Origin of the sequence: Enterococcus sp. HMSC076E04, assembly GCF_001814285.1 — a bacterium.
In the GTDB taxonomy this organism is placed as follows: Bacteria; Bacillota; Bacilli; order Lactobacillales; family Enterococcaceae; genus Enterococcus_B; species Enterococcus_B lactis.
The window spans coordinates 48,758-73,871 of record NZ_KV815580.1 but is presented as its reverse complement, the minus strand read 5'-3'; the positions used below and the strand labels follow the sequence as shown (position 1 = coordinate 73,871).

27 protein-coding genes and 1 riboswitch are annotated in these 25,114 nt (G+C 38.4%); of the genes, 25 read left to right on the top strand and 2 right to left on the bottom strand.

Features of this window, described 5'->3' with window-relative positions; genetic code table 11:
- Nucleotides 1–70: 70 nt before the first annotated feature.
- The 11 genes from HMPREF2961_RS04425 to HMPREF2961_RS04375 all read left to right on the top strand — a co-directional run bounded on the left by HMPREF2961_RS04425 (nucleotide 71) and on the right by HMPREF2961_RS04375 (nucleotide 10,235).
- On the top strand, nucleotides 71–934 hold the full coding sequence (locus tag HMPREF2961_RS04425; protein WP_002290150.1) for a virulence factor B family protein: 864 nt from the start codon (nucleotides 71–73) through the stop codon (nucleotides 932–934).
- 104 nt (nucleotides 935–1,038) lie between these two features.
- On the top strand, nucleotides 1,039–1,512 hold the full coding sequence (locus tag HMPREF2961_RS04420) for a ferric iron uptake transcriptional regulator (protein ID WP_002290152.1): 474 nt from the start codon (nucleotides 1,039–1,041) through the stop codon (nucleotides 1,510–1,512).
- Between the two features lie 95 nt (nucleotides 1,513–1,607).
- Nucleotides 1,608–2,495, top strand: coding sequence for a site-specific tyrosine recombinase XerD (xerD, locus tag HMPREF2961_RS04415; RefSeq protein ID WP_002290156.1), 888 nt, complete (start codon nucleotides 1,608–1,610; stop codon nucleotides 2,493–2,495).
- An 18-nt stretch (nucleotides 2,496–2,513) separates the two neighbouring features.
- Nucleotides 2,514–2,885, top strand: a complete 372-nt coding sequence (locus tag HMPREF2961_RS04410; protein WP_002290158.1) for a GNAT family N-acetyltransferase — start codon at nucleotides 2,514–2,516, stop codon at nucleotides 2,883–2,885.
- Nucleotides 2,882–3,652 (top strand): segregation/condensation protein A, encoded by a 771-nt coding sequence (locus tag HMPREF2961_RS04405; protein ID WP_277885141.1) that lies wholly within the window; start codon nucleotides 2,882–2,884, stop codon nucleotides 3,650–3,652. The genes HMPREF2961_RS04410 and HMPREF2961_RS04405 overlap by 4 nt, the downstream gene beginning before the upstream one ends.
- Complete coding sequence (gene scpB / locus HMPREF2961_RS04400; RefSeq protein ID WP_002290163.1) at nucleotides 3,636–4,211, top strand: SMC-Scp complex subunit ScpB; 576 nt, start codon at nucleotides 3,636–3,638, stop codon at nucleotides 4,209–4,211. Before HMPREF2961_RS04405 ends, scpB begins: the two co-directional genes overlap by 17 nt.
- Nucleotides 4,212–4,928: a pseudouridine synthase gene (locus tag HMPREF2961_RS04395; RefSeq protein ID WP_002313886.1), complete on the top strand. Its 717-nt coding sequence runs from the start codon at nucleotides 4,212–4,214 to the stop codon at nucleotides 4,926–4,928.
- Nucleotides 4,929–5,009: 81 nt separating this feature from the next.
- Nucleotides 5,010–5,134, top strand: a riboswitch (FMN riboswitch).
- Nucleotides 5,135–5,257: 123 nt separating this feature from the next.
- On the top strand, nucleotides 5,258–5,869 hold the full coding sequence (locus HMPREF2961_RS04390; protein WP_002290166.1) for an ECF transporter S component: 612 nt from the start codon (nucleotides 5,258–5,260) through the stop codon (nucleotides 5,867–5,869).
- Nucleotides 5,870–6,246: 377 nt separating this feature from the next.
- On the top strand, nucleotides 6,247–7,770 hold the full coding sequence (locus HMPREF2961_RS04385; protein WP_002290168.1) for a YfcC family protein: 1,524 nt from the start codon (nucleotides 6,247–6,249) through the stop codon (nucleotides 7,768–7,770).
- 232 nt (nucleotides 7,771–8,002) lie between these two features.
- Nucleotides 8,003–9,343: a M20 family metallopeptidase gene (locus tag HMPREF2961_RS04380; RefSeq protein WP_002315221.1), complete on the top strand. Its 1,341-nt coding sequence runs from the start codon at nucleotides 8,003–8,005 to the stop codon at nucleotides 9,341–9,343.
- 154 nt (nucleotides 9,344–9,497) lie between these two features.
- A complete protein-coding gene (locus HMPREF2961_RS04375; RefSeq protein WP_070704018.1) occupies nucleotides 9,498–10,235 on the top strand; it encodes an alpha/beta hydrolase in 738 nt (245 codons plus the stop codon).
- Nucleotides 10,236–10,397: 162 nt separating this feature from the next.
- Here the strand turns inward: HMPREF2961_RS04375 and HMPREF2961_RS04370 are convergent, their stop codons facing one another.
- Nucleotides 10,398–10,619, bottom strand: a complete 222-nt coding sequence (locus HMPREF2961_RS04370; protein WP_002290171.1) for a ferredoxin — start codon at nucleotides 10,617–10,619, stop codon at nucleotides 10,398–10,400.
- 30 nt (nucleotides 10,620–10,649) lie between these two features.
- Here HMPREF2961_RS04370 and HMPREF2961_RS04365 point away from each other — a divergent pair, with 30 nt between their 5' ends.
- The 10 genes from HMPREF2961_RS04365 (at nucleotide 10,650) to HMPREF2961_RS04320 (ending at nucleotide 21,002) form a co-directional block, all read left to right on the top strand.
- Nucleotides 10,650–11,681 carry a helix-turn-helix domain-containing protein gene (locus tag HMPREF2961_RS04365; protein ID WP_002315219.1) on the top strand — a complete coding sequence of 344 codons (1,032 nt, stop codon included), beginning with the start codon at nucleotides 10,650–10,652 and terminating at the stop codon, nucleotides 11,679–11,681.
- Nucleotides 11,668–13,071: a RecQ family ATP-dependent DNA helicase gene (locus HMPREF2961_RS04360; RefSeq protein ID WP_002315218.1), complete on the top strand. Its 1,404-nt coding sequence runs from the start codon at nucleotides 11,668–11,670 to the stop codon at nucleotides 13,069–13,071. The genes HMPREF2961_RS04365 and HMPREF2961_RS04360 overlap by 14 nt, the downstream gene beginning before the upstream one ends.
- A 65-nt stretch (nucleotides 13,072–13,136) precedes the next feature.
- A complete protein-coding gene (locus tag HMPREF2961_RS04355) occupies nucleotides 13,137–13,772 on the top strand; it encodes an SAG1386/EF1546 family surface-associated protein (protein WP_002315217.1) in 636 nt (211 codons plus the stop codon).
- A gap of 48 nt (nucleotides 13,773–13,820) precedes the next feature.
- Nucleotides 13,821–14,501: a (d)CMP kinase gene (gene cmk / locus HMPREF2961_RS04350; RefSeq protein ID WP_002309595.1), complete on the top strand. Its 681-nt coding sequence runs from the start codon at nucleotides 13,821–13,823 to the stop codon at nucleotides 14,499–14,501.
- A 134-nt stretch (nucleotides 14,502–14,635) separates the two neighbouring features.
- On the top strand, nucleotides 14,636–15,865 hold the full coding sequence (rpsA, locus tag HMPREF2961_RS04345; RefSeq protein WP_002290176.1) for a 30S ribosomal protein S1: 1,230 nt from the start codon (nucleotides 14,636–14,638) through the stop codon (nucleotides 15,863–15,865).
- 181 nt (nucleotides 15,866–16,046) lie between these two features.
- Complete coding sequence (gene der / locus HMPREF2961_RS04340; protein WP_002315215.1) at nucleotides 16,047–17,357, top strand: ribosome biogenesis GTPase Der; 1,311 nt, start codon at nucleotides 16,047–16,049, stop codon at nucleotides 17,355–17,357.
- Between the two features lie 242 nt (nucleotides 17,358–17,599).
- Nucleotides 17,600–17,875, top strand: coding sequence for an HU family DNA-binding protein (locus HMPREF2961_RS04335; RefSeq protein WP_002290178.1), 276 nt, complete (start codon nucleotides 17,600–17,602; stop codon nucleotides 17,873–17,875).
- A gap of 232 nt (nucleotides 17,876–18,107) precedes the next feature.
- Nucleotides 18,108–19,154 carry a hypothetical protein gene (locus HMPREF2961_RS04330; protein WP_002309590.1) on the top strand — a complete coding sequence of 349 codons (1,047 nt, stop codon included), beginning with the start codon at nucleotides 18,108–18,110 and terminating at the stop codon, nucleotides 19,152–19,154.
- Nucleotide 19,155: 1 nt separating this feature from the next.
- A complete protein-coding gene (locus HMPREF2961_RS04325) occupies nucleotides 19,156–20,415 on the top strand; it encodes a tetratricopeptide repeat protein (RefSeq protein WP_002290180.1) in 1,260 nt (419 codons plus the stop codon).
- A 5-nt stretch (nucleotides 20,416–20,420) separates the two neighbouring features.
- Nucleotides 20,421–21,002 (top strand): ReoY family proteolytic degradation factor, encoded by a 582-nt coding sequence (locus HMPREF2961_RS04320; RefSeq protein ID WP_002315214.1) that lies wholly within the window; start codon nucleotides 20,421–20,423, stop codon nucleotides 21,000–21,002.
- Nucleotides 21,003–21,079: 77 nt separating this feature from the next.
- Here the strand turns inward: HMPREF2961_RS04320 and HMPREF2961_RS04315 are convergent, their stop codons facing one another.
- Nucleotides 21,080–21,955, bottom strand: coding sequence for a YitT family protein (locus tag HMPREF2961_RS04315; protein WP_002290183.1), 876 nt, complete (start codon nucleotides 21,953–21,955; stop codon nucleotides 21,080–21,082).
- A 147-nt stretch (nucleotides 21,956–22,102) separates the two neighbouring features.
- On the opposite strand from HMPREF2961_RS04315, the gene HMPREF2961_RS04310 reads away from it, so the two are divergent.
- From HMPREF2961_RS04310 to HMPREF2961_RS04295, 4 genes are all read left to right on the top strand, one after another.
- Nucleotides 22,103–22,435: a nucleotide pyrophosphohydrolase gene (locus tag HMPREF2961_RS04310; RefSeq protein WP_002315213.1), complete on the top strand. Its 333-nt coding sequence runs from the start codon at nucleotides 22,103–22,105 to the stop codon at nucleotides 22,433–22,435.
- A gap of 111 nt (nucleotides 22,436–22,546) precedes the next feature.
- Nucleotides 22,547–23,755 (top strand): CCA tRNA nucleotidyltransferase, encoded by a 1,209-nt coding sequence (locus tag HMPREF2961_RS04305; RefSeq protein WP_024636190.1) that lies wholly within the window; start codon nucleotides 22,547–22,549, stop codon nucleotides 23,753–23,755.
- 153 nt (nucleotides 23,756–23,908) lie between these two features.
- A complete protein-coding gene (locus tag HMPREF2961_RS04300; RefSeq protein WP_070704015.1) occupies nucleotides 23,909–24,364 on the top strand; it encodes a hypothetical protein in 456 nt (151 codons plus the stop codon).
- A 464-nt stretch (nucleotides 24,365–24,828) separates the two neighbouring features.
- Complete coding sequence (locus HMPREF2961_RS04295) at nucleotides 24,829–25,104, top strand: hypothetical protein (protein WP_002290188.1); 276 nt, start codon at nucleotides 24,829–24,831, stop codon at nucleotides 25,102–25,104.
- Nucleotides 25,105–25,114: the final 10 nt, after the last annotated feature.

The window sequence follows — 25,114 nt, the reverse complement described above, 5'->3', positions numbered from 1 at the left end:
GTAGATAACATTATGTTATGATAGCAAAGAAATGTATTAAGAAAACCTTTCACTATAGAGGGAGAAAAAAATGAACGATTTATTAGCAACTATATTTACAGGTATTATTATTGATGAAAATGAAAAAAATTACTTTGTCCAAAAAAATGGGCAAACCTTTGGCTTAAGCAAATCAGAAGGCGAGCACAAAATCGGTGAGGCAGTGGAAGGATTCGGCTACCAAAATCAAAAACATGAAAACCGGATCACTACACAAATTCCAAAAAGTCGCATCGGTCACTATGCATTTGGGATCGTTACTGCTACACGAAAAGATTTAGGCGCATTTGTCGATATCGGTCTTCCAGATAAAGACTTTGTCGTATCTCTTGATGAATTACCGACCATGACAGAGCTGTGGCCTAAAAAGGGAGATCGTTTGATGATTTCCCTTAGAGTTGATGCAAAGGATCGTGTTTGGGGTAGTTTAGCAGACGAAAAAATATTCAAATCTTTAAGCAAGTATGGAACAGAAGAAATGAAAAACAAAGATGTGATAGGAACAGCCTACCGTTTGAAATTAACAGGTACGTATGTTTTGACTGAAGATTTCTATCTTGGGTTTATCCATCCTTCTGAACGATATAACGAACCTCGACTAGGCGAGCAGGTAAAAGGGCGTGTGATCGGTGTCCGACCAGATGGTGTACTGAATCTTTCATTGAAACCAAGAGCGTATGAAGCAATATCAGATGATGCACAAATGATTTTAACCATTTTAGAACGTTCTGCAGATCAGCAAATCAACTTTACAGATAAATCAGATCCAGAAGACATCATGAAAGCTTTCGGCATCAGCAAAGGTGCTTTTAAGCGAGCATTAGGCAATCTTTTGAAACAAGGACTGATTAAACAAGAAAACGGTGTGACAAAATTAGTCAAAAAATCTAATTGAGAATCCCTTGCATGTTTTTCTTAACTAGCTTATAATAATTTTAATTAACACAGTGTTATTGTTTTTCTAAATTGTAATTATTATAAATTGTTGGGGTTGAGTAAATGGTCATGAATGCTATTTCGGCGATGAAAAAAACAAAACAGCAGCTACATGAATCGGGGTTCAAGCTGACACCGCAAAGAGAAGCTACCCTGCTTGTGCTTTTGGAGAATGAGAAAGAGCATTTGTCTGCAGAAGAGATCTTCTTTTTAGTGAAAAAAAAGAGTCCAGAAATTGGACTTGCTACTGTTTATCGAACCCTTGAAATCTTGACAGAATTAAAAATTGTCGATAAAGTAAGTTTTAATGATGGATTAGCCCGTTATGATTTGAGAAAAGAAGGCGCCAAACATTTCCATCATCATTTACTATGCTTGAACTGCGGCACGATCGAGGAAGTAGAAGAGGATCTTTTACTTGAAGTGGAGCAAGTAGTAGAAGAACGTTATCATTTTTTAGTAAAAGATCATCGGCTGACGTTCCATGGAATCTGTCAGGAATGTTATGAAAAAGAAAAAAGAAACCAGTCCGTCTGAGTGTCTAGACGGCTTTTTCTTTGCTCAGATTATGGAAAAAGACTATCAGAATGAAGCGGTATCTGATATGATAGAGAGGCATGAGGGGGATTATTATGAAAGAGCAAATCAACGATTATCTCCACTACTTGAATATTGAACGGGGATTATCCGCCAATACACGTCAAAGCTATGAACGTGATTTGGAACAATACTTGCATTTTCTAGAAGAGCAGAAAGTTGCTTCATGGCAAGATGTCGATCGCTTTTTAGTCATCCGTTTTCTGGAAAAAATGCATGAAGAAAAAAAAGCGACAGCAACCGTTACGCGGATGATCTCAAGCCTCAGAAGATTTCATCAGTTTTTACGACAAGAGCGTATCACGGATCATGATCCAATGCAGCATATCGATACGCCAAAGAAAGCGCAGAAATTACCAAGTACATTGACGCTGGCAGAAGTAGAAAAGCTGATTGAAGCACCTGATACGACAAAAACATTAGGGATAAGAGATCGTGCAATCTTAGAAGTCATGTATGCTACTGGGATGCGCGTCAGTGAATTGATTGGATTGAAATTGGGAGATCTTCATCTTTCTCTTGGGCTGGTACAGACAGTCGGTAAAGGAGATAAAGAGCGGATTATTCCTTTAGGTGATTATGCGATCCAATGGCTGGAACGCTACTTAGACGAAGCACGTCCGTTACTTGTAAAGGACGCATCTGAAATGCATGTATTTGTCAATAATCATGGAAAAGGTCTTTCCCGGCAAGGAATCTGGAAAAATCTGAAACAGCTAGTAAGAGAGGCTGGGATTTACAAAGAAGTAACGCCGCATACGCTACGGCACAGCTTCGCCACCCATTTGCTAGAAAACGGAGCAGATTTGCGGACAGTACAGGAATTGTTAGGTCACGCGGATATCTCTACGACACAGATTTATACACATATCACGAAAAAAAGGATGACAGATGTTTATAAGCAGCATTTTCCAAGGGCTTAGTCATAGGAAGGTGAGAAGATGTTAACACATTACCGAAAAGAAAACCGTAAAATTGCTATGGGACTGTTGAGTTTCCATAAGAAGCTGACAGGTAAGTCTTCTTTGTTGAAGGAGATAGATACGTACGAATCTGAAGATGATTATGAACTTTTTTTCTTTACGCCGGAAGGTTCGACCAACATTCAAGGAATCATTGGTGTTTATTGGGCAACGAACGATCAGCTGATTATCCATGACATTTCTTTGAATCCATCTTATCGCGGTGAGAATATGGGCTTCCAAATGTTAGATGAATTACAAGAAAAGTATCCGGATGTCTCCATCCGTGCAACTGAAATCACAGAGCCTTATATTGGAAAGTGGCTAGCAAAGAAAAAGAAGAAAGAGTGAATGAGTTGACGGAGATCAATATTAAATTAGATGTATTCGAGGGACCTCTCGATCTGCTGCTTCATCTGATTCAGCAAATGGAAATCGATATATATGATATACCAATCGCTACGATCACAGAGCAATATATGAATTATATCCATACAATGAAGACACTAGAGCTAGCTGTTGCAGGAGAATACCTAGTGATGGCTGCTACATTGATGGCAATCAAAAGTAAGACGTTGCTCCCTATCCAAGAGTTTGTTACAGATGATGAAGAACTATGGGAAGAAGATCCTCGAGAAGAATTGGTCACTCAGCTTTTAGAATACCGTAAGTATAAGTATGCGGCTGAAAAATTAACAGAAAAAGCAGAGGAACGAAGTCTTTATTACACAAAAGACCCTATGAACATCGATGGATTGGCGGATGTTGAAAAACCGTTGAAGCGAGGACAAGTCAAAAAAATCGATCTAATCCGTGCCATGCAGAAAATTTTGGAACGTAAGAAATTTTCTCAAAAAGTGGAAAAAACGATCACGCCCGATGATACAACGATCGAAGAACGAATGATCTTTATCGAAGAGCGTATAAAAAGAAATACGCATGGCTGTACCTTCGACTCTTTTTTTGAGTCGCCTTCCAAAAGTGAAGTTGTCACTACTTTTATGGCTTTGCTAGAGTTGATGAAAAAAGGACAGATTATTGCGCAACAAAAAGAAAACTATGAATCAATTATGCTTTATCCAGCAGTAGGAGATACCGAACATGACGAAATTAAGTGAACTTGAAGCCCTTCTTTTTATTGTTGGCGAGGAAGGAATCAGTAATGAAGAATTAAGCGGACTGTTGAATCTCAGTGAAGCAGAAGTCGCAAATTTAGTGAAAGAATTAAAAGACTCTTACGCTCAAAACCCGCACTCAGCTTTGCATATTTTTGAAACGGAAAGCCATTATGTATTAACGACTAAAAAAGAGCTAGCGCCATTGCTCAAGCGATATGCACAAGGAACATCGAACACGTTATCTCAAGCCGCTGTCGAGACTTTAGCAATCATTGCCTATAAACAACCGATCACACGAGCTGAGATCGAGCAGATTCGAGGCGTTCAGGTTTCAGGAGCGGTACAGCGTCTGGCTGCTCATAAACTGATTGAAGAAAAAGGCAGAGTAGAAGGACCAGGTCGCCCGATATTATATGGAACAACTGGTTACTTCTTGGATTATTTTGGGCTGAAATCATTAGAGGAACTGCCTGATACACAAGAAATGGAAATTTCACTTGAAGAAGATGTGTCACCAGATCTATTCTTTGATGGAATGAATAAAGGAGAACAATTGTAAATGGAGAGATTACAAAAAGTAATTGCCCACGCTGGCATCACTTCTCGTCGAAAAGCAGAAGAATTTATCCTTGCAGGACGTGTAAAAGTAAACGGACAAGTTGTAAGAGAATTAGGGATAAAAGTTGGAAAACATGACACTGTGGAAGTGGATGAAGTGCCAATTTATCAAGAAGAATACGGTTATTATTTATTGTACAAACCTAAAGGAGTCATTTCTGCTGTAGCAGATGACAAAGGAAGAAAAGTCGTTACGGACCTTCTGCCGATGGTAAAAGAACGAATTTACCCCGTAGGTCGACTGGACTACGATACTTCGGGCATCTTACTGCTGACAAATGATGGAGATTTTGCCCAGCGCCTGACACATCCAAAACATGAAGTGGATAAAGTTTATGTCGCAAAAGTAAAAGGGATTGCGACAAAATCGATGCTTGCACCTTTGGCGAAAGGAATAAAGATCGAAGGACGAAAAACGTCTCCAGCTAAATTCCAAATTTTATCAGTGGATCCTAAGACAAATCACAGTATCGTGGAATTGACGATCCACGAAGGACGGAATCATCAAGTGAAAAATATGCTTCAAGCAGTTGGGCTTCCTGTGCAAAAGTTAAAACGTGAAAAATACGGTGATTTGACATTACAAGGTTTACGCCCTGGGGATTATCGTGAATTGAACAAAAAAGAAGTCAGCAGCTTATTGAATCATTCAAAATAAACACTTACTTTTTATAAGCGTTAAATGTTGCGTTTTTTGAAGAGATATGTATAATGAACATGTAAACAAAAATTATATAAGGTTCGTCTTCAGGGGCAGGGTGAAATTCCCGACCGGTGGTTATAGTCCACGACCTATTTTGCAAAAAATAGCTGAATCGGTGAAATTCCGATACCGACAGTACAGTCTGGATAAAGAAGATAGGGCTTATTTGACGCACACTTGATCAAATAACTCTAACTCTATTTTCCCTGGAAAATAGAGTTTTTTCATTTGGAGAGAAACGTCAAAAAGTTCGCTGAAGAGGAGTCCTAACAGGAGGATTTCAAATGAAGAACACCCGTGTACAGAAAATGGTTGCAGTAGCGATGTTTGCTGCGATCGCGTTAGTTTTACAGTATTTTGCTTTTCCGATCATGCCGGCTTTTAGTTTTTTGAAGATTGATTTTAGTGATATCCCGGTATTGATCAGTATGTTCTTATTCGGTCCAGCGGCCGGAGTAGCAACAGCGTTCTTGCGTTCAGTATTACATCTGCTGACTACAGGTTTTTCTCCAGATAACCTAGTGGGAGACACAGCTAGTTTCTTATCAACAACGATCTTTACATTCCCGATTTATTACTTCTTTAGTGTAAAGAAACAGCATAAAGGAAGAAATAAATTTTTAGGTGTGATTACAGGAACGATTGCTCTGACTATTTTCATGAGTATCGCGAATTATTTCGTTATTACGCCTCTTTACTTAATGTTTTTAGGACTGAACGCGACACAGATGTTGGGGATGTCTTTAGCAAATTATGTATTGATTGGGATTGTTCCTTTCAACTTGATCAAAGGATTCATCGTGAGTGCTGTCTTTTTAGTGCTACATGCGCAACTTCTTCCATGGTTAAGTCGAAAACAACATCAGATGGAACAACGTCATACAGCAGTTAAATAAATGTCAAAAAGATCAAGAAATTTCTTGATCTTTTTTTTGGAAAAAAATACAATACATGCAATATTGTAAACGTTTTATTTGTTTGTTTTGAGTATTTTTTTTATTTATGCATAAAAATCAATTAGTTCTTTTGGAATGTGAAATCCTTCTCCTTTTAAAAGACGGAAATGTTTGTTTATATAAAAAAGGAAACGCTACAATGAAAATGAAGAAAGCTTTAAAAACCTAAGAAAAGGGGGAGAAAATAGGAAAAAACGAACTTTTTGAACAAAAGTTTTATAAAATGCGTGTTATTATTTTTGTTCTGATACTCTTTTTGATAAAATAACATTAGAGCCAAAAATGATGTCTCTAACGGAAAAGAAAGGAAGAAGAAGATGGAACAAACAAAGAAGAAAAAATTTCAAATGCCTTCAGCGTATACGGTCTTATTCATTATTATTGCAGTAATCGCTGTACTTACTTGGTTTATACCAGCTGGGCACTATAGTGTAGACGATGCAGGCAACATTGTCGCTGGATCATATGAACGAGTACAACAAAATCCTCAAGGGCTGTGGGATATTTTCATGGCGCCAATCAATGGGATGCTAGGTGTACCAGCGGGGGAGCTAACTAAAGAAACACCTGCTGCAATCCCAATCTCTTTCTTCATTTTAGTTGTTGGTGGATTTTTAGGTATTATCAACAAAACAGGCGCCCTAGATGCCGGAATCGCTTCAGTTGTGAAGAAATTCAAAGGAAAAGAAAAAATGCTTATTCCAGTATTGATGCTGTTATTTGCATTAGGCGGATCTACTTACGGAATGGCGGAAGAAACGATTCCGTTCTATGCTTTACTGATCCCAGTTATGATGGCAGTAGGCTTTGATACAGTGGTAGCAGTAGCCATCGTATTAGTAGGGTCTCAAGTAGGCTGTTTAGCTTCAACGGTCAATCCTTTTGCAACCGGCGTAGCTTCGCAAGCTGTTGGGATTTCGATGGGTGAAGGGATTGGTCTTCGATTCTTGATGTTCGTTATTTTGTTAGCTATTTCTATTGTATATGTGTATCGCTATGCATCAAAAATCGAAAAAGATCCAACAAAATCATTAGTATACAATCAACGTAAAGAAGATATGAAACATTTCGATATCGAAGCAATCGGTCGCCAAGAAGTAATCACGAAAAAACAAAAACATGTAAATGTATTGTTCTTCATTACTTTTGGTATCATGATCATTAGTTTGATTCCTTGGACAACCTTGAATGCGAATTTCACAATTTTTGAATCGTTGACAAACTGGTTAACAAATCTTCCGGTACTAGGAACTGTTTTAGGTAAAAGCATGCTTCCACTAGGTGACTGGTACTTCCCAGAAATTACTATGTTGTTCTTAGTCATGTCAATCGTCGTAGCAATCACGTATGGTATGAAAGAATCTGAATTCGTCTCTGAATTTTTAGCTGGTGCTTCTGACTTGATTGGTGTAGCTATCGTAGTAGCTGTTGCTCGTGGTATTCAAGTGGTTATGAACAACGGATTGATTACAGATACTATCTTACACTGGGGCGAACAAGGATTAAGTTCATTATCTTCAAGCGTATTCATCATCATTACATTTATTTTCTATATTCCTATGTCATTCTTGATTCCTTCAACTTCTGGCTTAGCTGCTGCAACAATGGGAATCATGGGACCTATGGGTGAATTTGCCGGTGTAGGGAAGGATTTAGTTATCACTGCTTATCAATCTGCGTCTGGCTTAGTAAACTTGATTACGCCAACATCTGCTATCGTAATGGGTGCTGTAGCGATTGCTCGTTTCGATGTTTCAGTGTGGTGGAAATTTACTGGTAAATTAATTGCGATATTATTTGTAGCCATCTGTGTGATCCTAGGTGTAGCAGCAATGTTCTAAACCTAGACAAATACAGGTACAAGGTCTATCATAAGAGTGAAGAAACCGATATACGGCTATCAATAAGCACGTGGATAAGTCGATTGCTCCATTCAGTGAGTGTTTTTTCTTTCATCATTAAGAACATTCTGCTTGCTGATGGAGCAGGCTTAAAACGTCATTATTAGAGAAGAAGAGGTTGTGTCGGAGGCATTTGACATAACCCTTTTTAACATATTAGGAGGTTAAAATCATGAAACAATTTGTGACAGAACAACATCATGAACAAGCATTAGAATCATTGAGCGAATTGATCCGAATCCCTTCCGTACTAGATGAAGCAGATTCAGGGCAAGGACACCCCTTCGGTAAAAAAGTGATTGAAGCTTTGGACAAAGTATTGGAAATCAGTGAAAAGCTAGGATTTAGAACATTTAAAGATCCAGAAGGCTATTACGGTTATTCAGAGATTGGCTCAGGAGATGAATTATTCGGTATCTTGTGTCATATGGACGTTGTTCCGGCAGGCGACGAAAACAATTGGGAAACGAAACCATTCGATCCAACCGTAAAAGACGGCTGGTTAGTTGGTCGCGGCTCTCAAGATGACAAAGGTCCTTCCATTGCAGCAATGTATGCTGTAAAAGCTTTGATGGACGCTGGCGTGGAATTCAAAACACGTATTCGTTTTATCTTTGGTACAGATGAAGAAAATTTGTGGCGTTGTTTAGAAAAATATAACGAGAAAGAAGAAGGCATTACGCAAGGATTTGCGCCAGACGCTGAATTCCCTTTAATTTATGCGGAAAAAGGCTTACTACAAGCTTACTTGACAGGTCCTGGAACGAACGATTTTTCTGTAAAAGCTGGCGGAGCGCTGAATGTTGTTCCTGATGCAGCTCCTTATTCTGGTGAAAAGATTTCTGAAGTAAAAGAAGCATTGAAAAAACACGGATTCGATTTCGAAGAACAAGGCGAAGGAATCGTCGTTCTTGGTAAAAGTATCCACGCGAAAGATGCCGCACAAGGAGTGAATGCTATTTCTCGTCTGGCAATCGCTCTTTCAGAAGTATTCGATTTTGGCCCAATCAATTTCTTAGGAAAATTAGTTCAAGAAAATGCAACTGGTGAAGCAGTCGTGGGCAAGACAGAAGATGAACAATCTGGTGAGTTAACGATGAACTTTGCAAGTTTGGAAATCACACCAGAACAAACAAAAATCGGTGTAGATATGAGAATTCCTGTGACATTCAAAAAAGAGGATTTAGTAGCTAAATTAACTAAAACAGTAGAAAAATATGAGTTGTCTTATGAAGAGTTTGACTTCCTAGATTCATTATACGTGCCATTGGACAGTGAGTTAGTGAAAAACCTATTGGGGACATATCGCGAGATTACTGGAGACATGACTGAACCATTTGTATCAGGTGGCGCTACGTTTGCCCGTACGATGAACCAGTGTGTGGCATTCGGTGCGATGTTCCCTGATACTCCTGACTTCATGCATCAGGCAAATGAACGATGGGAATTAAGCAGTATGTATAAAGCAATGGAAATTTATGCAGAAGCAGTGTATCGTTTGTGCGCTAAATAAAAAATAATCATATAAAAAAGGCGGATATTCGAATGGATATTCCGTCTTTTTTATTTGGTGCTGGAAAGTTTGCATTTTTCTCTTATTTTTTTTAAGGTATAATCATACTTGATTGAGAAGAAGGTATAAACTCAGATAGAAAAGGTGGGAGAAATTGAAAATATTTAGACGAATACTAATTGGCTTAGTCATTATTTTAGGATTACTTGGCGGAAGCGGTTATTACTATATACAGCAAAATACGTACGAACCATCGTCAGAAGCACAAAAGGTGGTAAAAGAAGGAAGAAACAAAGAAGATTACTTGTTTTTTGAAGGAGAGAAAAAGAATCAGGCAAAGTCTCCATTACTTATTTTTTATCCTGGTGCTCTCGTAGAACCAGAAAGTTATAGTATTTGGGCGCAAGATTTAGCAAAAAACGGCTACTCAGTTGCTATTGTCAAAATGCCTCTTGATCTAGCAGTGATAGGTGGAAACAAAGCGGATAAGATCAAAGAAGATTTTCCAGATTCCGATTATGTGATCGGTGGTCACTCTTTAGGCGGTGTCATGGCAAGTCGATATGCGAATAAGAATCGTTCAGACAGTCATTTAAAAGGGGTATTCTTCATGGCAAGCTATCCCGATAAAAAAGGAACATTGAAAGAATCAGCTGTCCCAATTTTATCCATTACAGCAACTAAAGATAAAGTATTGAATCAGAAAGCTTATGAAGAAGCCAAGCAGTACTTACCAGAAAGAACAGAGTATGTATCAATCAACGGCGGGAACCATGGAGGTTTTGGTAGCTATGGTGAGCAAAAAGGAGATGGAGAAGCAGAAATTTCTAACGCAGATCAGCAAACTGTGATTGTCAATACATTGGAAAACTGGCTGAAAAAGTTGAAATAACCGAAATGGGTCCTATAGGGTCTATGAAAAAAACAAGTCAAATAAATAGATAGTAAATATAACTTTCAAAATAAGTCGGGATTTCACGGAACGGGAGAAACAGATCCCGGCTTATCTTTAAGTTTAGAAAATCTAGTATCCATTTTTAAAGCTTAGTTTGACTTACATTTTATTTTCTAATAAAATCGCCCGAACTGGACATTTTTGATACGCTTTTCTTACATACGCTTCTTCTTCCGGCATGACGAACTGTTGATGAGCCTCTGGTTCTTGGGCAAATAAAACGATTCCTTCTTCATCATAATCGAAAATATCCGGCGCTTCGATTTGGCAAAGACCGCATGCAATACAGCGTTCAGGTACAAGTTTACATAGTAGTGACATTTCTAACCATCCTAACTTAAGGAGAATAATATGATTGTTTTTATTTTATCGCTATTTTCATCAAGAAACAAGCTGCGAGTCAGCTCTCTTTACCAGCTCCTTGTGGGAAAACGGACGACTTCAGTACTTATTTTCGGATTTACTCACGAACTTTTATTTGCTCATAACAGTTTTCCAGATTTGAAGCAAGACAAGTTTTATCAGATTATGCAAAAACTTGCACAGCAAGGCTGGATCGAAATAAATGAAAATGAAGCAAAACTAACGTCTGCAGGAGCAGATAGGTTGTCTGAACTTCACACAGAATATACTGGTTTGCGTTTTGACCGATATGGACGAACTGGGGCAACTAGTTGGCGGCTCATCAAATTTGCTGTTCAAGTGATTTCTAATCTGGCATCTGGGAACCAAGATTATCTTCCAGCAGAGACAAGTCCTTTTTATACTTTCCAACTGAAAAAATGGCTTAGTGGAAGCAGATTGCCACGTGGAATTTTGATTGATAGCGCGTATGAAAGTTTAGCGCAGCTGTTTTCGGAGATACCAGAAGGAGCAGCCGATTTTTTAGCTAACCAATTCTCTGGAAATGATCGAACAGGACTTCTGCCGTATCAGCTAGCAAAAACCAATGATGAGGCAGCTGTTTATTTACAACAAAGCAGATGTATCCATCTTTTGTTCGCACAAATAGAAGAACGGCCAGATTCGCTATGGTATGTGTTGATTGATCCGTTATTACAGCAAAATTTCAATCAAAGCATGATGATCACCAAGCAGATGTTTATGAATGGTCAGACAATTGACCAGATCATGGCAATCCGACATTTAAAAAAAGGGACGGTAACAGATCATCTTATTGAGTGGGCCTTGTTTTTTGATGATTTTCCATATGAGCGGGTTCTCTCTCAAGAAACGGTCGAACGATTGGAACCAAATAAGGATTCCGTGCGCGAGTGGCGCTTCAGCGAATGGAATGTAGATGGACAATTAGATTATGGAGAATTTCGTTTGTATCAAATCTATCTATTGAGAAAGGAAGCGATACAGAATGTTAATAAATGAATTAAAAAAATATTTTGGATTCGATTCATTTCGACCCGGCCAAGAAGAAATTATTCAGGCGTTGCTTGATGGAGAAGATACTCTCGCTATTTTGCCTACAGGAACGGGGAAAAGCCTGTGCTATCAATTAACAGGGTATTTAACGGATGGGATGGTTCTCATCGTGTCACCGCTACTTTCTCTCATGGAAGATCAAGTGACACAACTGCAAAAACGAGGGGAAAAACGAGTAGCTGCTTTCAATAGCTTGCTTTCGCGAGCTGAAAGAGGATACGTTCTCCGTCATCTGTCGCAATATAAATTTTTATTTTTGAGTCCGGAAATGTTGACTAACCCTTCTCTTTTAGAGCAGCTGAAAAAACAGGATATAGCGCTATATGTAGTGGATGAGGCACATTGTGTATCACAATGGGGAGTTGATTTTCGGCCAGAATATCAACAGTTAGGAAAAATCCGCGAGCATTTAGGAAACCCGGTCACATTGGCTCTAACCGCGACAGCGACAGATTTAGTAGCGAAAGATATACGTCAGGTGCTATTTGATCGACAGCCAAAAGAGGTTAGACAATCAGTCAATCGACAAAACATCTCGCTTTTTGTTCGAAAAACGCAGCAAAAAGAACAAGAACTTGAACAATTCATGGAAAGTGCACATGGTGCGGCAATTATTTATTGTGCAACAAAAAAAGAAGTCGAACGTTTGTATCATTTATTCAGGGAGCGCTTTTCAGTTGGATATTATCACGGTGGCCTTGACACAGCTCAAAGAAGACAGCTTCAGCAACAGTTTGTAAAAAATCAGCTGCAGTTTCTCATTGCTACGAACGCATTTGGTATGGGGATCGATAAATCTGATATTCGTTATGTGATCCATTACGATTTGCCAGACAGTCTGGAAAACTATGTACAAGAAATCGGTCGAGCAGGCAGAGATCAGGAAGAAAGTGCAGCAATCCTTTTATATCAAAGTGGAGATGAACGTATTCATTATTTCTTTAATCAACTTTCTAGAGAACAGCGACAAAGTTTTGAGCTTTATTTGGAATATGCAGCAGAGCAAGCGCCATTTGATGAGCTGCAAAAAAAATGGATGGAGTTGATCCAGCAGTCTGAAAAACCAGAAAATTGGGTGGAACGGCTCAAACGTCAGGAAAAAGAAAAAGAATTCCGCCTGCAGCAGATGCTTCGTTATATCCATGAAGAAGACTGCCGCAGAAAATTCATCTTGGCTTATTTTGGGGAAGAACTTTCCGAAAAGCCGCAGAATTGTTGTGATATTGATGGCGCAAAAGTAGAACTTCTACCAAAGAAAAAGGATTTTTCTAAGACTGAACCGCTTCATTGGGAATCGATTTTACTAAATTTATTTAAAAAAAACATGGAACATTGATTTTTTAGGACAAGACACTTTTTCCTATGGTATAATACACACGATAGAGTTTAGGAGGTAAAACAGTGAGCAGAAAAGATAGACATCAATCTACAGAAAATAACGAAACACAAGAACCATGGGAACAACCAATTTATGATACAGATGATGAGGTTTCATCAAGAAGTTCTCAGAGACAACAAAAGAAAGGAAATACATTATTTCTTTCGCTATTTTTGATTTTACTAGTCTTATGTATCGCTATTCCAGCAGGTGCTTATTTCTGGATCAGAAACGGATCAAGCAACAATGCAACAGCAGCATCTTCTTCTGAAACTTCGACATCAGTAGTAGAAAGTTCCACAAGTACAACAAAAGAGGAGTCAACTGAGACTTCAACAGTAGAATCTAGTACAATGGCGGAAGAATCTACTGTTTCTCAAGATACAGGGGTAACGTCAGAAAGCAGTATTGCAGCAGAGACAACACCTTCTTCCTCAAGTGACACAACTTATCAAGCAGGGGATTCAAGCAGCAATGCAGCAGAAACAACACCTTCTTCCTCAGCTGTAGCCGGTACGACAACGACTGTTCAAGCAGGCGAAGGTCCAAAACAAGTGGCTGAGCGTGCAGGAATCACCACTGACCAATTGTTTGAATTGAATGGCTTAGATCCAAACAACTTTATGCTTTACCCTGGTCAAGAATTAAGAATTAAATAATAATAGCCGCGCTTTGCGGCTTTTTTTTTGAGAAAAAGGAGTTATATCATGACACAAATCAGTATTGCGATCGACGGACCTGCTTCATCTGGAAAAAGCACCGTTGCCAAAATCTTAGCAAAAGAATTAAATTATATTTATACGGATACCGGTGCCATGTATCGCGCAGTGACTTATCTAGCTATTACGAATAATGTATCTTTTTCAGATGAGGAAGGACTAGTTTCACTGATCAAAAAGTATCCTATCTCTTTTTCACAACAAGAAGATGGGCAGCATGTATTCACAGCATCAAAAGACGTCACACTAGAAATCCGTCAGCCAGATGTCACAAAAGCTGTTTCAGAAGTCTCTGCTCATGGGAAAGTCAGAGAAGAACTAGTTGCTATCCAGCGGAAAATAGGCGAACGCGGTGGCGTTGTGATGGACGGAAGAGACATCGGGACAGCTGTATTGCCGAATGCAGAAGTAAAAATCTTTTTAGTAGCAAGCGTAAGTGAGCGTGCAGAAAGACGATTCAAAGAGAACCAAGAAAAGGGGATTCCGACTGATCTTGAAACACTAACAAAAGAGATACAGGCAAGAGACCATTATGATTCAACAAGGGAAGTTTCTCCGCTGCAGCAAGCAGAGGACGCTGTTCGTATCGATACTACCGGCAAATCCATTCCAGAAGTCGTTGCAGCGATAAAAGCCGTCGTTTTAGAAAAGGGATATCTTCTTTTTTAAATGAAGAAAAAAACTGAAAAACAATTGTTTTTTCAAGGAAAACGAACGAAATCGCTTTATTTTTTTTGAATAATCAATTAAACTAAAAACAGTACCGTACTTACGGCAGAATGTTGGTTAGGAGGACAAGTGTTATGACAGAATTTGATCAAAATCAAGAGAACAACCAGTCAATGGAAGACGCAATGAAAAGCGTCCAAGAAGTAAAAGTTGGCGATGTTGTTAAGGGCGAAGTTTTGGTTATCGAAGACAAACAAGTAATTGTCGGAATCGAAGGGGCCGGAGTTGAAGGCGTCGTTCCGGCAAAAGAATTATCAACTTTACCAGTAGAAGATATCAACGAAGTAGTGAAAGTCGGCGATGTATTAGACTTAGTCGTTATCAGTACGATTGGCAAAGATAAAGAAAACGGCAGCTATCTTCTTTCAAAACGCCGTTTAGATGCTAAAAAAGTTTGGGAAGACATTGAAAGAGATTTCCAAGACGGCAAGGTAATTGAAGCACCTGTTACAAATGTTGTCAAAGGCGGTTTAGTCGTTGACGTCGGTGTGCGTGGCTTTGTCCCTGCATCAATGGTGGAAGATCATTTTGTTGCGGATTTTTCAGATTATAAAGGCAAAACATTGAGCTTTAAAATCATTGAAATCGAACCATCAGAAAATCGTTTGATCTTATCGCACAAAGCGGTAGTTGAAAATGAAAGAGAAGAAAAGAAAAAAGAAATCCTTTCAACGATTCATGAGGGAGATGTTCTCAGCGGACGTGTCGCACGTCTTACTGATTTCGGGGCATTTGTCGACCTAGGCGGAATTGACGGTCTAGTCCATGTCTCAGAGATTTCTCATAGTCATGTAGCAAAACCAAGTGATGTGTTAGCTGTTAATGACGAAGTAAACGTCAAAGTGTTGTCTATCAACCCTGAACAAGAACGTGTTTCCTTGTCAATCAAAGATACACAGCCTGGACCTTGGTCAGAAATCGATACAAAAGCCCCAGTTGGAGCAGTATTGGACGGAACTGTTAAACGTCTAACAAGTTTCGGTGCCTTTGTTGAAGTATTCCCTGGAGTAGAAGGACTAGTCCATATCTCTCAAATCTCACATAAACATATCGCCACACCTCACGAAGTACTTCATGAAGGCGACGAAGTGAAAGTGAAAGTACTGGAGATCCATCCAGAAGAACATCGTATTGCATTGAGCATCAAAGCTTTAGAAGAAAAACCAGCTTCAGAAGAAGAACCAAAAAATGTGGAGTCTTATGAATTACCAGAAGAAAATACTGGATTCACTATGGGAGACATTTTAGGGGATGCGTTGAAAGAAGAAGTAGAAGAAAAAGCAACCGATGATTCTGAAAAATAATTGATTTTGTATCTGTGACTGAGATGAAAGCAGCTGCTTTTGTCTCAGTTTTTCTTTTGAAAAGCGGTGAGTATTTCATTAAGGAATAAAAATACTTCGTTTAATTGACAATCTATGCTTGAAAGTTGGCATTGCATTCGTTAAACTAAGTGAGATTGGAAACTTGTGAGGAGGAAATAATATGGCAAATCCAACAATTGCAATCGTTGGCCGCCCGAACGTCGGTAAGTCTACGATTTTTAACCGCATCGCTGGTGAGCGTATCTCGATTGTCGAAGATACTCCTGGAGTAACTCGTGATCGTATTTATGCAAAAGGCGAATGGTTAGGTCGAGAATTTAGCGTGATCGACACAGGCGGAATTGATCTTGGTGATGAACCTTTTATGGATCAGATCAAACATCAAGCAGAAATCGCGATTGAAGAAGCAGATGTGATCATCTGTGTCGTCAGCGGACGCGAAGGCGTGACAGACGCAGATGAGATGGTTGCGAAAATTTTATACAGAAGTAATAAACCAGTGATTTTAGCAGTCAATAAAGTAGATAATCCGGAAATGAGAAATGATATCTATGAATTTTATTCTTTAGGACTAGGCGATCCTTATCCTGTTTCAGGAAGCCACGGACTAGGAATTGGCGATATTTTAGATGAAGCAGTGAAGTATTTCTCTGAAGAGACTGAAGAAGAGGATGACGACACGATCAAGTTTAGTTTGATTGGTCGCCCAAATGTTGGTAAATCTTCTTTGATCAACGCGATTTTAGGAGAAGAACGTGTGATTGTTTCGGATATTGAAGGAACGACAAGGGATGCAATCGATACTCACTTTGTTTCTGAAAATGGACAGAAATTCTTGATGATCGATACAGCCGGCATGCGTAAACGCGGAAAAGTATATGAAAATACTGAGAAATACAGCGTGATGCGTGCGATGCGTGCGATCGACCGTTCTGACATCGTTTTGATGGTACTGAACGCGGAAGAAGGGATTCGAGAACAAGACAAGCGAGTAGCGGGTTACGCTCATGAAGCTGGTCGTGGTATCATTATCGTTGTGAATAAATGGGACCTTGTGAAGAAAGAAACCAATACGATGCGTGATTTCGAACAAGAGATCCGTGATGAATTCCGATATTTAGATTACGCACCGATCGTCTTTGTTTCTGCAGTGACTAAACAACGGTTGGAACGTCTTCCTGAAATGATCGAACAAGTAAGTATGAACCAGAATCTTCGTATCTCTTCTGCTGTTTTGAATGATATCATTATGGATGCTGTAGCCATCAATCCAACACCGACAGATAAAGGAAAACGGCTGAAGATTTTTTATGCTACACAAGTTGCTGTCAAACCGCCTACATTTGTTGTTTTTGTCAATGAAGAGGAATTGATGCACTTTTCTTATGAGCGTTTCTTAGAAAATCAAATCAGAAAAGCATTTACTTTTGAAGGGACATCCATTCGAATCATCCCTCGTAGAAGAAAATAGGCATTTTACCATATCAACGTTTTTTTTTCAAAAGAAAAAGACAGTTTTGTTTGTTACGTTTCTATGACTAAAAAAAGCATATGAAAATTGGTAAAAACCTTGCTATTAAGCGGTTCATATGATATCGTGATAACAGAATATTGAAGTTAATCAATATTTCTTTTTAAACTTCTGGACCACTCAGAAAGTTTTAACTAAATGATATTTCTATCATATCTCTTGTGGAGGAGGTGAATCTATCCATGGCAAACAAAGCAGAATTAATCGAAAAAGTTGCTTCAGCTACTGATTTAACTAAAAAAGATGCAACTGCAGCAGTAGATGCTGTATTTTCAACTATTCAAGATGCTTTAGCTAACGGCGAAAAAGTTCAATTAATCGGTTTTGGTAACTTTGAAGTTCGCGAACGCGCAGCTCGCAAAGGTCGCAACCCACAAACTGGTGAAGAAATCGAAATTCCAGCTAGCAAAGTACCTGCATTCAAACCAGGTAAAGCATTAAAAGACGCTGTTAAATAAGACAGTAAAAAAGCGCTTGTGGCTCTAGGGCTACAAGTGCTTTTCTTTTTATTTCCTAGCAGAAAAAGTCAATTAAGAGACAAAAATTTCGAATCCGCATGTCATACATAAAAAACACATGTATTTTATTTAATTTTTATTTATTTCTAAGTTAAGAGGTGGACTTTGCCCTTATCTTTTCTAGATTTTGCTTACTAATGGTAAAATAAAAATAAGAAGAGGAGGGATGCGCATGGAACTTGATTATCAAGTAGAAGAAGCATTGACGAAAGTGTTCTACGGAGAAACGCTTGTCAGTCAACTAAGAGCACTTTCGATCGATCAACCCATCTTGTTTTTAACAAATCAGCGTTATTATGATTTGTTTGCAGATAAGATTAACCCATTATTTGCAAATCAGGCAAATAATGACTGGTACATTTGTGCCAATACTCAATGCAATCATTTAACAGAATTGAAGAACTTGCTTGATTTCACCAAACGCTATCCCGAAAATCAATCCATGTTTGTTATCGGATTTGGAAATGAAGGGATCATGGATCTGGCAGGTTTTTTTCAAAAACATACAATCCTTGATTCATCACTTTGGCTGATTCCTGTGTCGATCCGTTCGCTGAGCCGAGCATTAACTCCACAGCGAACGATTTTGCAGCTACCGAATCGTGTCGTGCTGCAAACCATCAACATGCCAGAACGTATCGTTTATGATCAAACGATCAGCGAGCGGCAAGTGGACGGAAAACAGATTGACTTTTTGACTTTTATCTGTTGCGGAATGATTTGTGATCACCGTTTTTTACAAAATTTGTATAAAAACTATCCAAATAAAAAGCAATTAACGACCCGGCCATTTGCCGGGATGATCGAAGAAATGATTTATTTTTATCAATTAGAGGCAGAAAATCTGTCAAATTATGGTAAACTGTTTGAACAAGCTTTTTATCTGACTGAAAATGGGCACTTGCTTTCTGCTAGTATGAAAAAATTTTTAGGGATGATGTTTCATTTCGTGTGGAATCTCCAAGCCTATCCTTTTGATTTCCAACTAAAAAATTTTTTTGTATGGCTAGACTTGCTTGGCTATCCTATCCAATGGTTAGAACAGATTTCAAAGATGGAGTATTTGGAAAAAGTCCTTTTCTTGGCAGAAAAAAGCAAAAAAATACTTGTTTTAGAAAAAATAGGTATAATAGACGGATACCAACGACCAAACGAAAAAGAATTGTTGAGAACAATGACGGTATTTCAACAAATCGTCAGCGAGATAAGAGGGAATTGAAATGAATACAAATAGCGAAAAAATGTTGCAAGCTTTATCAGATGAAGATCTGGCACAAGCACAACTCTTTTTAGAAAAAGCATTAAAAGAAGATCCAGCAGATATATTAGCTGAACTAGGGGAAGAATTGCTAGCTATTGGCTTTTTGATCGAAGCAAAACAGATTTTTGAACAATTGATCAACCAATATCCAGAAAATGACGGACTAAACATCCCCCTAGCAGAAATTGCAATCGAAGACAATGAGATCGACCTAGCTTTTGAATACTTGGAAAAAGTGGATAAGGAAAGTGATTACTATCCGCAAAGCTTATTGGCGATAGCTGATTTGTACCAAGTCATCGGGATTCCTGAAGTAAGTGAAGCAAAATTGAAAGAAGCGGCAGGGTTGCTACCGGATGAACCATTGATCCAGTTTGCACTAGCTGAATTGTATTTTTCAGTCGATCGTTTCAAAGAGGCAGCAGTGATTTATGAAACATTGTTGGCAAGTGGGATAAACGAGATGTCAGGAATCTCAATGCAAGAACGTTTAGGGCAATCCTTAAGCATGCAAGGTGAATTTGAAGCAGCTATCGCACCTTTAGAAGAAGCATTGAAAGAAGAAAAGACAGATGATCGACTGTTCCAGCTAGCCTTTACGAATCTCCAATTAAAAGAAAATCAGCAGGCAATCAACTATCTGGAAGAACTTCGAGAAGTCAATCCGCATTATCAATCGTTATACCTATATCTAGGACAAGCTCTTCAAGAAGAAGAAATGGTTGAAGAAGCGCAAACAGTGTTAGAAGAAGGAATCAAAGAAAATCCTTACCAAGTTGAACTTTATCATCTAGCCTCTGAAAATGCTTTTCGTCTCCACGACAAACAGCGAGCAGAGGAACTCTTGCTGAAAGCTTTAGAAGTAGGAGACAAACAAGATGAAACATTACTTACTTTAAGCAATCTTTACTTGGATGATGAAAGATATGAAGATGTGATACAAGTGATCAATCAGATGGAAGAAACTGCTAATCCGTATGCGGAATGGAATCTAGCGCATGCTTATAATGAATTAGAAGACTTCACCGTTGCAGCTGTACACTATGAACAAGCTTATCATGAACTATCTCATGAACCAGATTTCTTGAAAGAATATGCCTTTTTCTTAAGAGAAGAAGGACAGCTAAAAAGAGCGCAAGAATTATTGACTCATTATTTAAAACTTGAACCAGGAGATATGGAGGCACTGTCATTATTAGATGATCTAACAGAGAGGTGAGAAAAATGCTAATTGATGTACGGGAAAAGAAGAATTTTTTAACGTGGATGGTCAATCATGTATCTTTTAGCCGAAGAGAAGTTTTTTGGATCTTGAATTATCTTGCCAATCATGAAGCGATTTTAAGTAATGTCCACTTTGTAGAAGGGGCAAATTTTGCGGATCGAGGTCTGCAAATCAATGATCTATCTGTTGAAGGGGAACCAATGAAATTGTTTTTGCAGGGAAAAGAATTTACGGATACAGATCAGATTTTTCATGAGATCCGATTGAATTGGAAGAAACCCTTATATGTGGAATGTCTATTTGAGAATGCTTGGCAGACAAGAGAATACCTATCGATCTTAGAAGATAATCCATTTTCTTCTTGGGATGCTTCTGTCAGTGAAGAAGATACTGAATTGATCGAGCGATATTTTCAAGAAAAAGAAGAAGCAGCAAAACTAAATATGCTTTATGCTCAAATCGATCAAGCGCTAGAAGATGGAGACAGGGATGCATTTTTGAAATTGTCTGATGAAGTCAACCGAAAAATCCTTTTGCAGACGCAAAAGAAAAATAATCGAGTAAGTGAACATAATAATTAGCTAAAAATGAATCATACCAAAAAAGACAAGGGGTAGCTGTGAGGAAAGATTCCAAATCCAGCTGCCCCTTGTCTTTTTTATCGTTTTTTCAGTAATCTTGTTTGTGGCTTCAAATAGGTAAACCCTTGCCCTTCAACTTCATGCACATTAATGATCGACAGAAAAGCTTTTTCGTCAATCTCGTGGACAATTCTCTTGGCTTCCGTTAATTCACTAGAACTAACGACCATGTAGATGATCTTTTTTGAATTTCCAGAGAATGCGCCTTCGCCAGAGAGGAAGGTGACACCTCTTTGCAGACCGGTCATCAGCAGCGGTGCAATTTCTTCGCTTTTGTTAGAGACGACAAGCAGACCTTTTGCAGAATACCCACCATCCAAGATTGAATCAATTACGCGACTGAAAACATAGGAAACGATCAATGTATACATCATGCGTTTCAAGTCGATATAGGTTAAGGAAGCAAGCAAGACGATGATATCGAATGCCAATAGAGAACGCCCCATGGAGATGCCGTAATTTTGTTCTAAAATCCGAGCGATAATATCGCTTCCGCCTGTTGTTCCACCCATCCGATAGACGATCCCGCTTCCTACCCCTGCAACCAAACCCGCAAGTAGAGAAACGATCAGTAGATCATGCTGTAAATTGATTTCTAGCGGAACCCGTTGCCAGATCCATAAAAAGAATGACAAAGAGAGTGTACCTAGAACAGTGTAGGCTAAAGAACGTTTTCCGAGGATCTTTCCCCCTAGTAAAATCAACGGGATATTGATTAATAAAGTCGTATAAGCTGGATCAATTCCGAATAAAGCTCTCAAGATCAAGGTGATTCCTGAGACGCCCCCTTCTGCTAAGTGATTAGCGATGTTCAAATAAACAAGTCCAAATGCGTAAATACTCGTTCCTATAATAATAAAAAGTACTTCTTTTACTGTTTTCCGTGTGGCCATATGAATCCCAGCTTTCAATTATGTATTTTCACAGAATCTCCATTTAGAAAATCCTTCCTAAATGTAGCATGGAAATTCGATTTTCTCAATTGCTCTTATCTAGGATTTGCGTTAAAGTTTTGGTAAGATAGTTTTGGAGGGAAAAAGATGGATGAAAAACGTTCTTTATACAGTATGCAGCAGGAAGTAGATGAATATATCCAACAATTCAAGGTCGGGTATTTCTCTCCATTAGCTCAGCTGGCTCGATTAACGGAAGAAGTAGGTGAATTGGCCAGAGAAGTCAACCACACTTATGGAGAAAAAAGCAAAAAAGCTTCGGAACCAGATAACTCGGTAGCAGAAGAACTTGGAGATGTTTTATTCGTTACGATGATCATGGCTAATTCATTGAATATCGACTTAACTGATGTTTTTGAAAAAAATATGGAAAAATTCAATCACAGAGACTATAACCGCTTTGAACGGAAGGACAAGTAAGAAAGATGAAGTGGTTTGTGCTTTGAAGCCGCTAAAACGGACGTATCAATCAGGCATCATGCAACTGATTGCTTATCTCAGTACAAGAAACACACAGGAAAGGTTGGAAAAATGAAATTAAAACAATTACCTCTGGAATACCAAAAGGCAATTCCAGTTCTGAAAAAATTAGAAAATGCAGGATATGAAGCTTATTTTGTAGGTGGAAGTGTTCGTGATATCTTGCTGAACCAGCCGATCCATGATGTGGATATCGCAACAAGCGCATTTCCAGAAGAAATCAAACAGCTTTTTCCAAAAACGATAGATATCGGGATCGAACACGGGACTGTATTGGTATTAGAAAACGATGAACAATATGAAATCACCACATTTCGGACGGAATCAACTTATCAAGACTACCGCAGACCAGATCATGTAGAATTCGTTCGTTCGTTGGAAGAAGACTTAAAACGAAGAGATTTTACAATCAATGCCTTTGCTTTGAAAGAAGACGGCGAAATCATCGATTTGTTCGATGGCCTGCAAGATTTAGAAGAACAAATCTTGCGAGCTGTAGGCAATCCTCATGAGCGGTTCCATGAAGATGCCTTGCGAATGATGCGCGGGTTGCGTTTTGTCAGTCAATTAGGATTCAAATTAGAGGAAGAAACCTTCTACGCCATCAAAGAAAACCACGAGCTATTAGGCAAAATATCTGTAGAACGTATAAATGTGGAATTCATCAAGATGCTTTTGGGAAATGAACGGTCTGCAGGAATCCATGCATTCATTGAAACAGAATGTTATATTTGCTGCCCTGGTTTGAGAGAAGAAGGTGAAGCACTTTTACGCTTTGCTGAATTACCTTCCGTTCCATTGAAAGAAGAGAGTCAAGCATGGACATTATTAATCAGTCAACTGGATCTAAAAGAAAATGAAATCCGCTCCTTTTTGAAATCGTGGAAGTGTTCCAATCAAATGATCAAGGATGTCCAAGCACTTGTTCAAGGACTGCGTCAACGAAAAACTGGAGTTTTAGAACCGTTCGAATTATACTTCTTAGGCAAAGAGCATGCATTGCAAGTAGAAGAATTGATGACTTATTTTGATGAAACACCACAGATGGATGTCGTAGAAGAATCCTATGATCGTTTACCTATCAAGTCATTAAGCGAATTAGCTATAGATGGTAAAATCTTGTTGGAAGAAAGTGGAAAAAAACCTGGCAAGTGGGTTAGTGAAGCTTTGCAATCAGCTGAAAAAGCTGTCGTAGAACAAAGAATAGAAAATGATAAAAAACAGGTTTTGGATTTTTTATCGAAAGAAAAATTGATTTAAAAAACGCTAGACTGTATCTGCTCAGCTTGGCTAGCTACTTAAACTGGGCAGATACGTCATTAGAAGAAAAAACATAAAATGTGACCACTTACATAAATTTGTGCTAAACTGAGGAAGTACAAGAATAAATTACATCATAAAGGAGTCTTTTTAATGAGTAAAGAAATGACAGCGCTAAAATTTTATTTTAGAAATGGAGAAACATGGACGATTAACCGCCGCCACATCGGCGATCTTTGGATCAAACAAATCACAACAAGTTTTGGACGGATCAACGGCAGTGAATTTGTTGAAATCCATCCATGTGCCGGATTTAAAATCGAAATCTTCCATGAAGGGGACGCAGTTGCGACACATGATATCAACTTAGGTGGACTGGAAATGGGCATGTTTAATCGTGCATTGAAATACGAAGATATCGAACGAATGGAAATCCTTTATCGCAATGAAACACCTGATCTTGTATACTTCCCATATCTAGATAAAGGAACAGAAGGATTAGACAACCAATACCAATCTACAAAAATCAGCGAAAAAACAGGTAACTTGTACATCGTAATCAACCCAGACCAACGTGTAGAAGATGTATACGGAGAATTTTTCGAATAAATTGATTTTACGCAAAAAATGAGGTTGTGAAAGAGACATTCAGCCTTGAGCGATGATGAAAACTCTAACAAAAAAATTGCGACGAGTAACCGCAGGAGCGATAAGAAGTGATGTTGAAAAATAGCTTCTCATATTTTACAAAATCGTGCCTTATGGCTGATAGGCTGTCTCTAGAACACCATTTATTCAGAATAAGGGGCTGTGACAAGATTTTTGTCACAGTCTTTTTTTTGTTATGACAAAGGAACAAGGAGGATATGATAAAAAAACGAATATTATTTTTGTTAGAAACTTTTATCTTTCTTAAGTTTTACTTGATATCTGAGACTATTTGGAATAGAATGAGGCGTTGAAAAATTTATGGAAATTTCTAACTAGCAATAAACGATGAAACAATGAAATATTTTTCATTCAAAGAGAACTTTGCTATAATGATGGAAGTTTGTGTATAGGAGATCTAGAAAATGAGAGAAAGTTTTGAACAACAAAAAAAACTGTTGCATGATCGCTATGGCGCCCTTTCGATGGATGACCGCCGTCAAATACTTTGTAAGTTGCGTAAAAGAAATATATTGATGTATCGTCAGTTGGAACGTCTGAAACATGATCTGCTTCGTTTGGAGTCAAAACGTGTACAGTGTGAATTAGAGGGAAATCAAACACAAGTTGAAGTAGTTGAAACCAAAATTTTAAAGAAAAAAGAACAATTTTTAAAAATGCTTACACAAAATAAAAAATAAAGGGGATGAA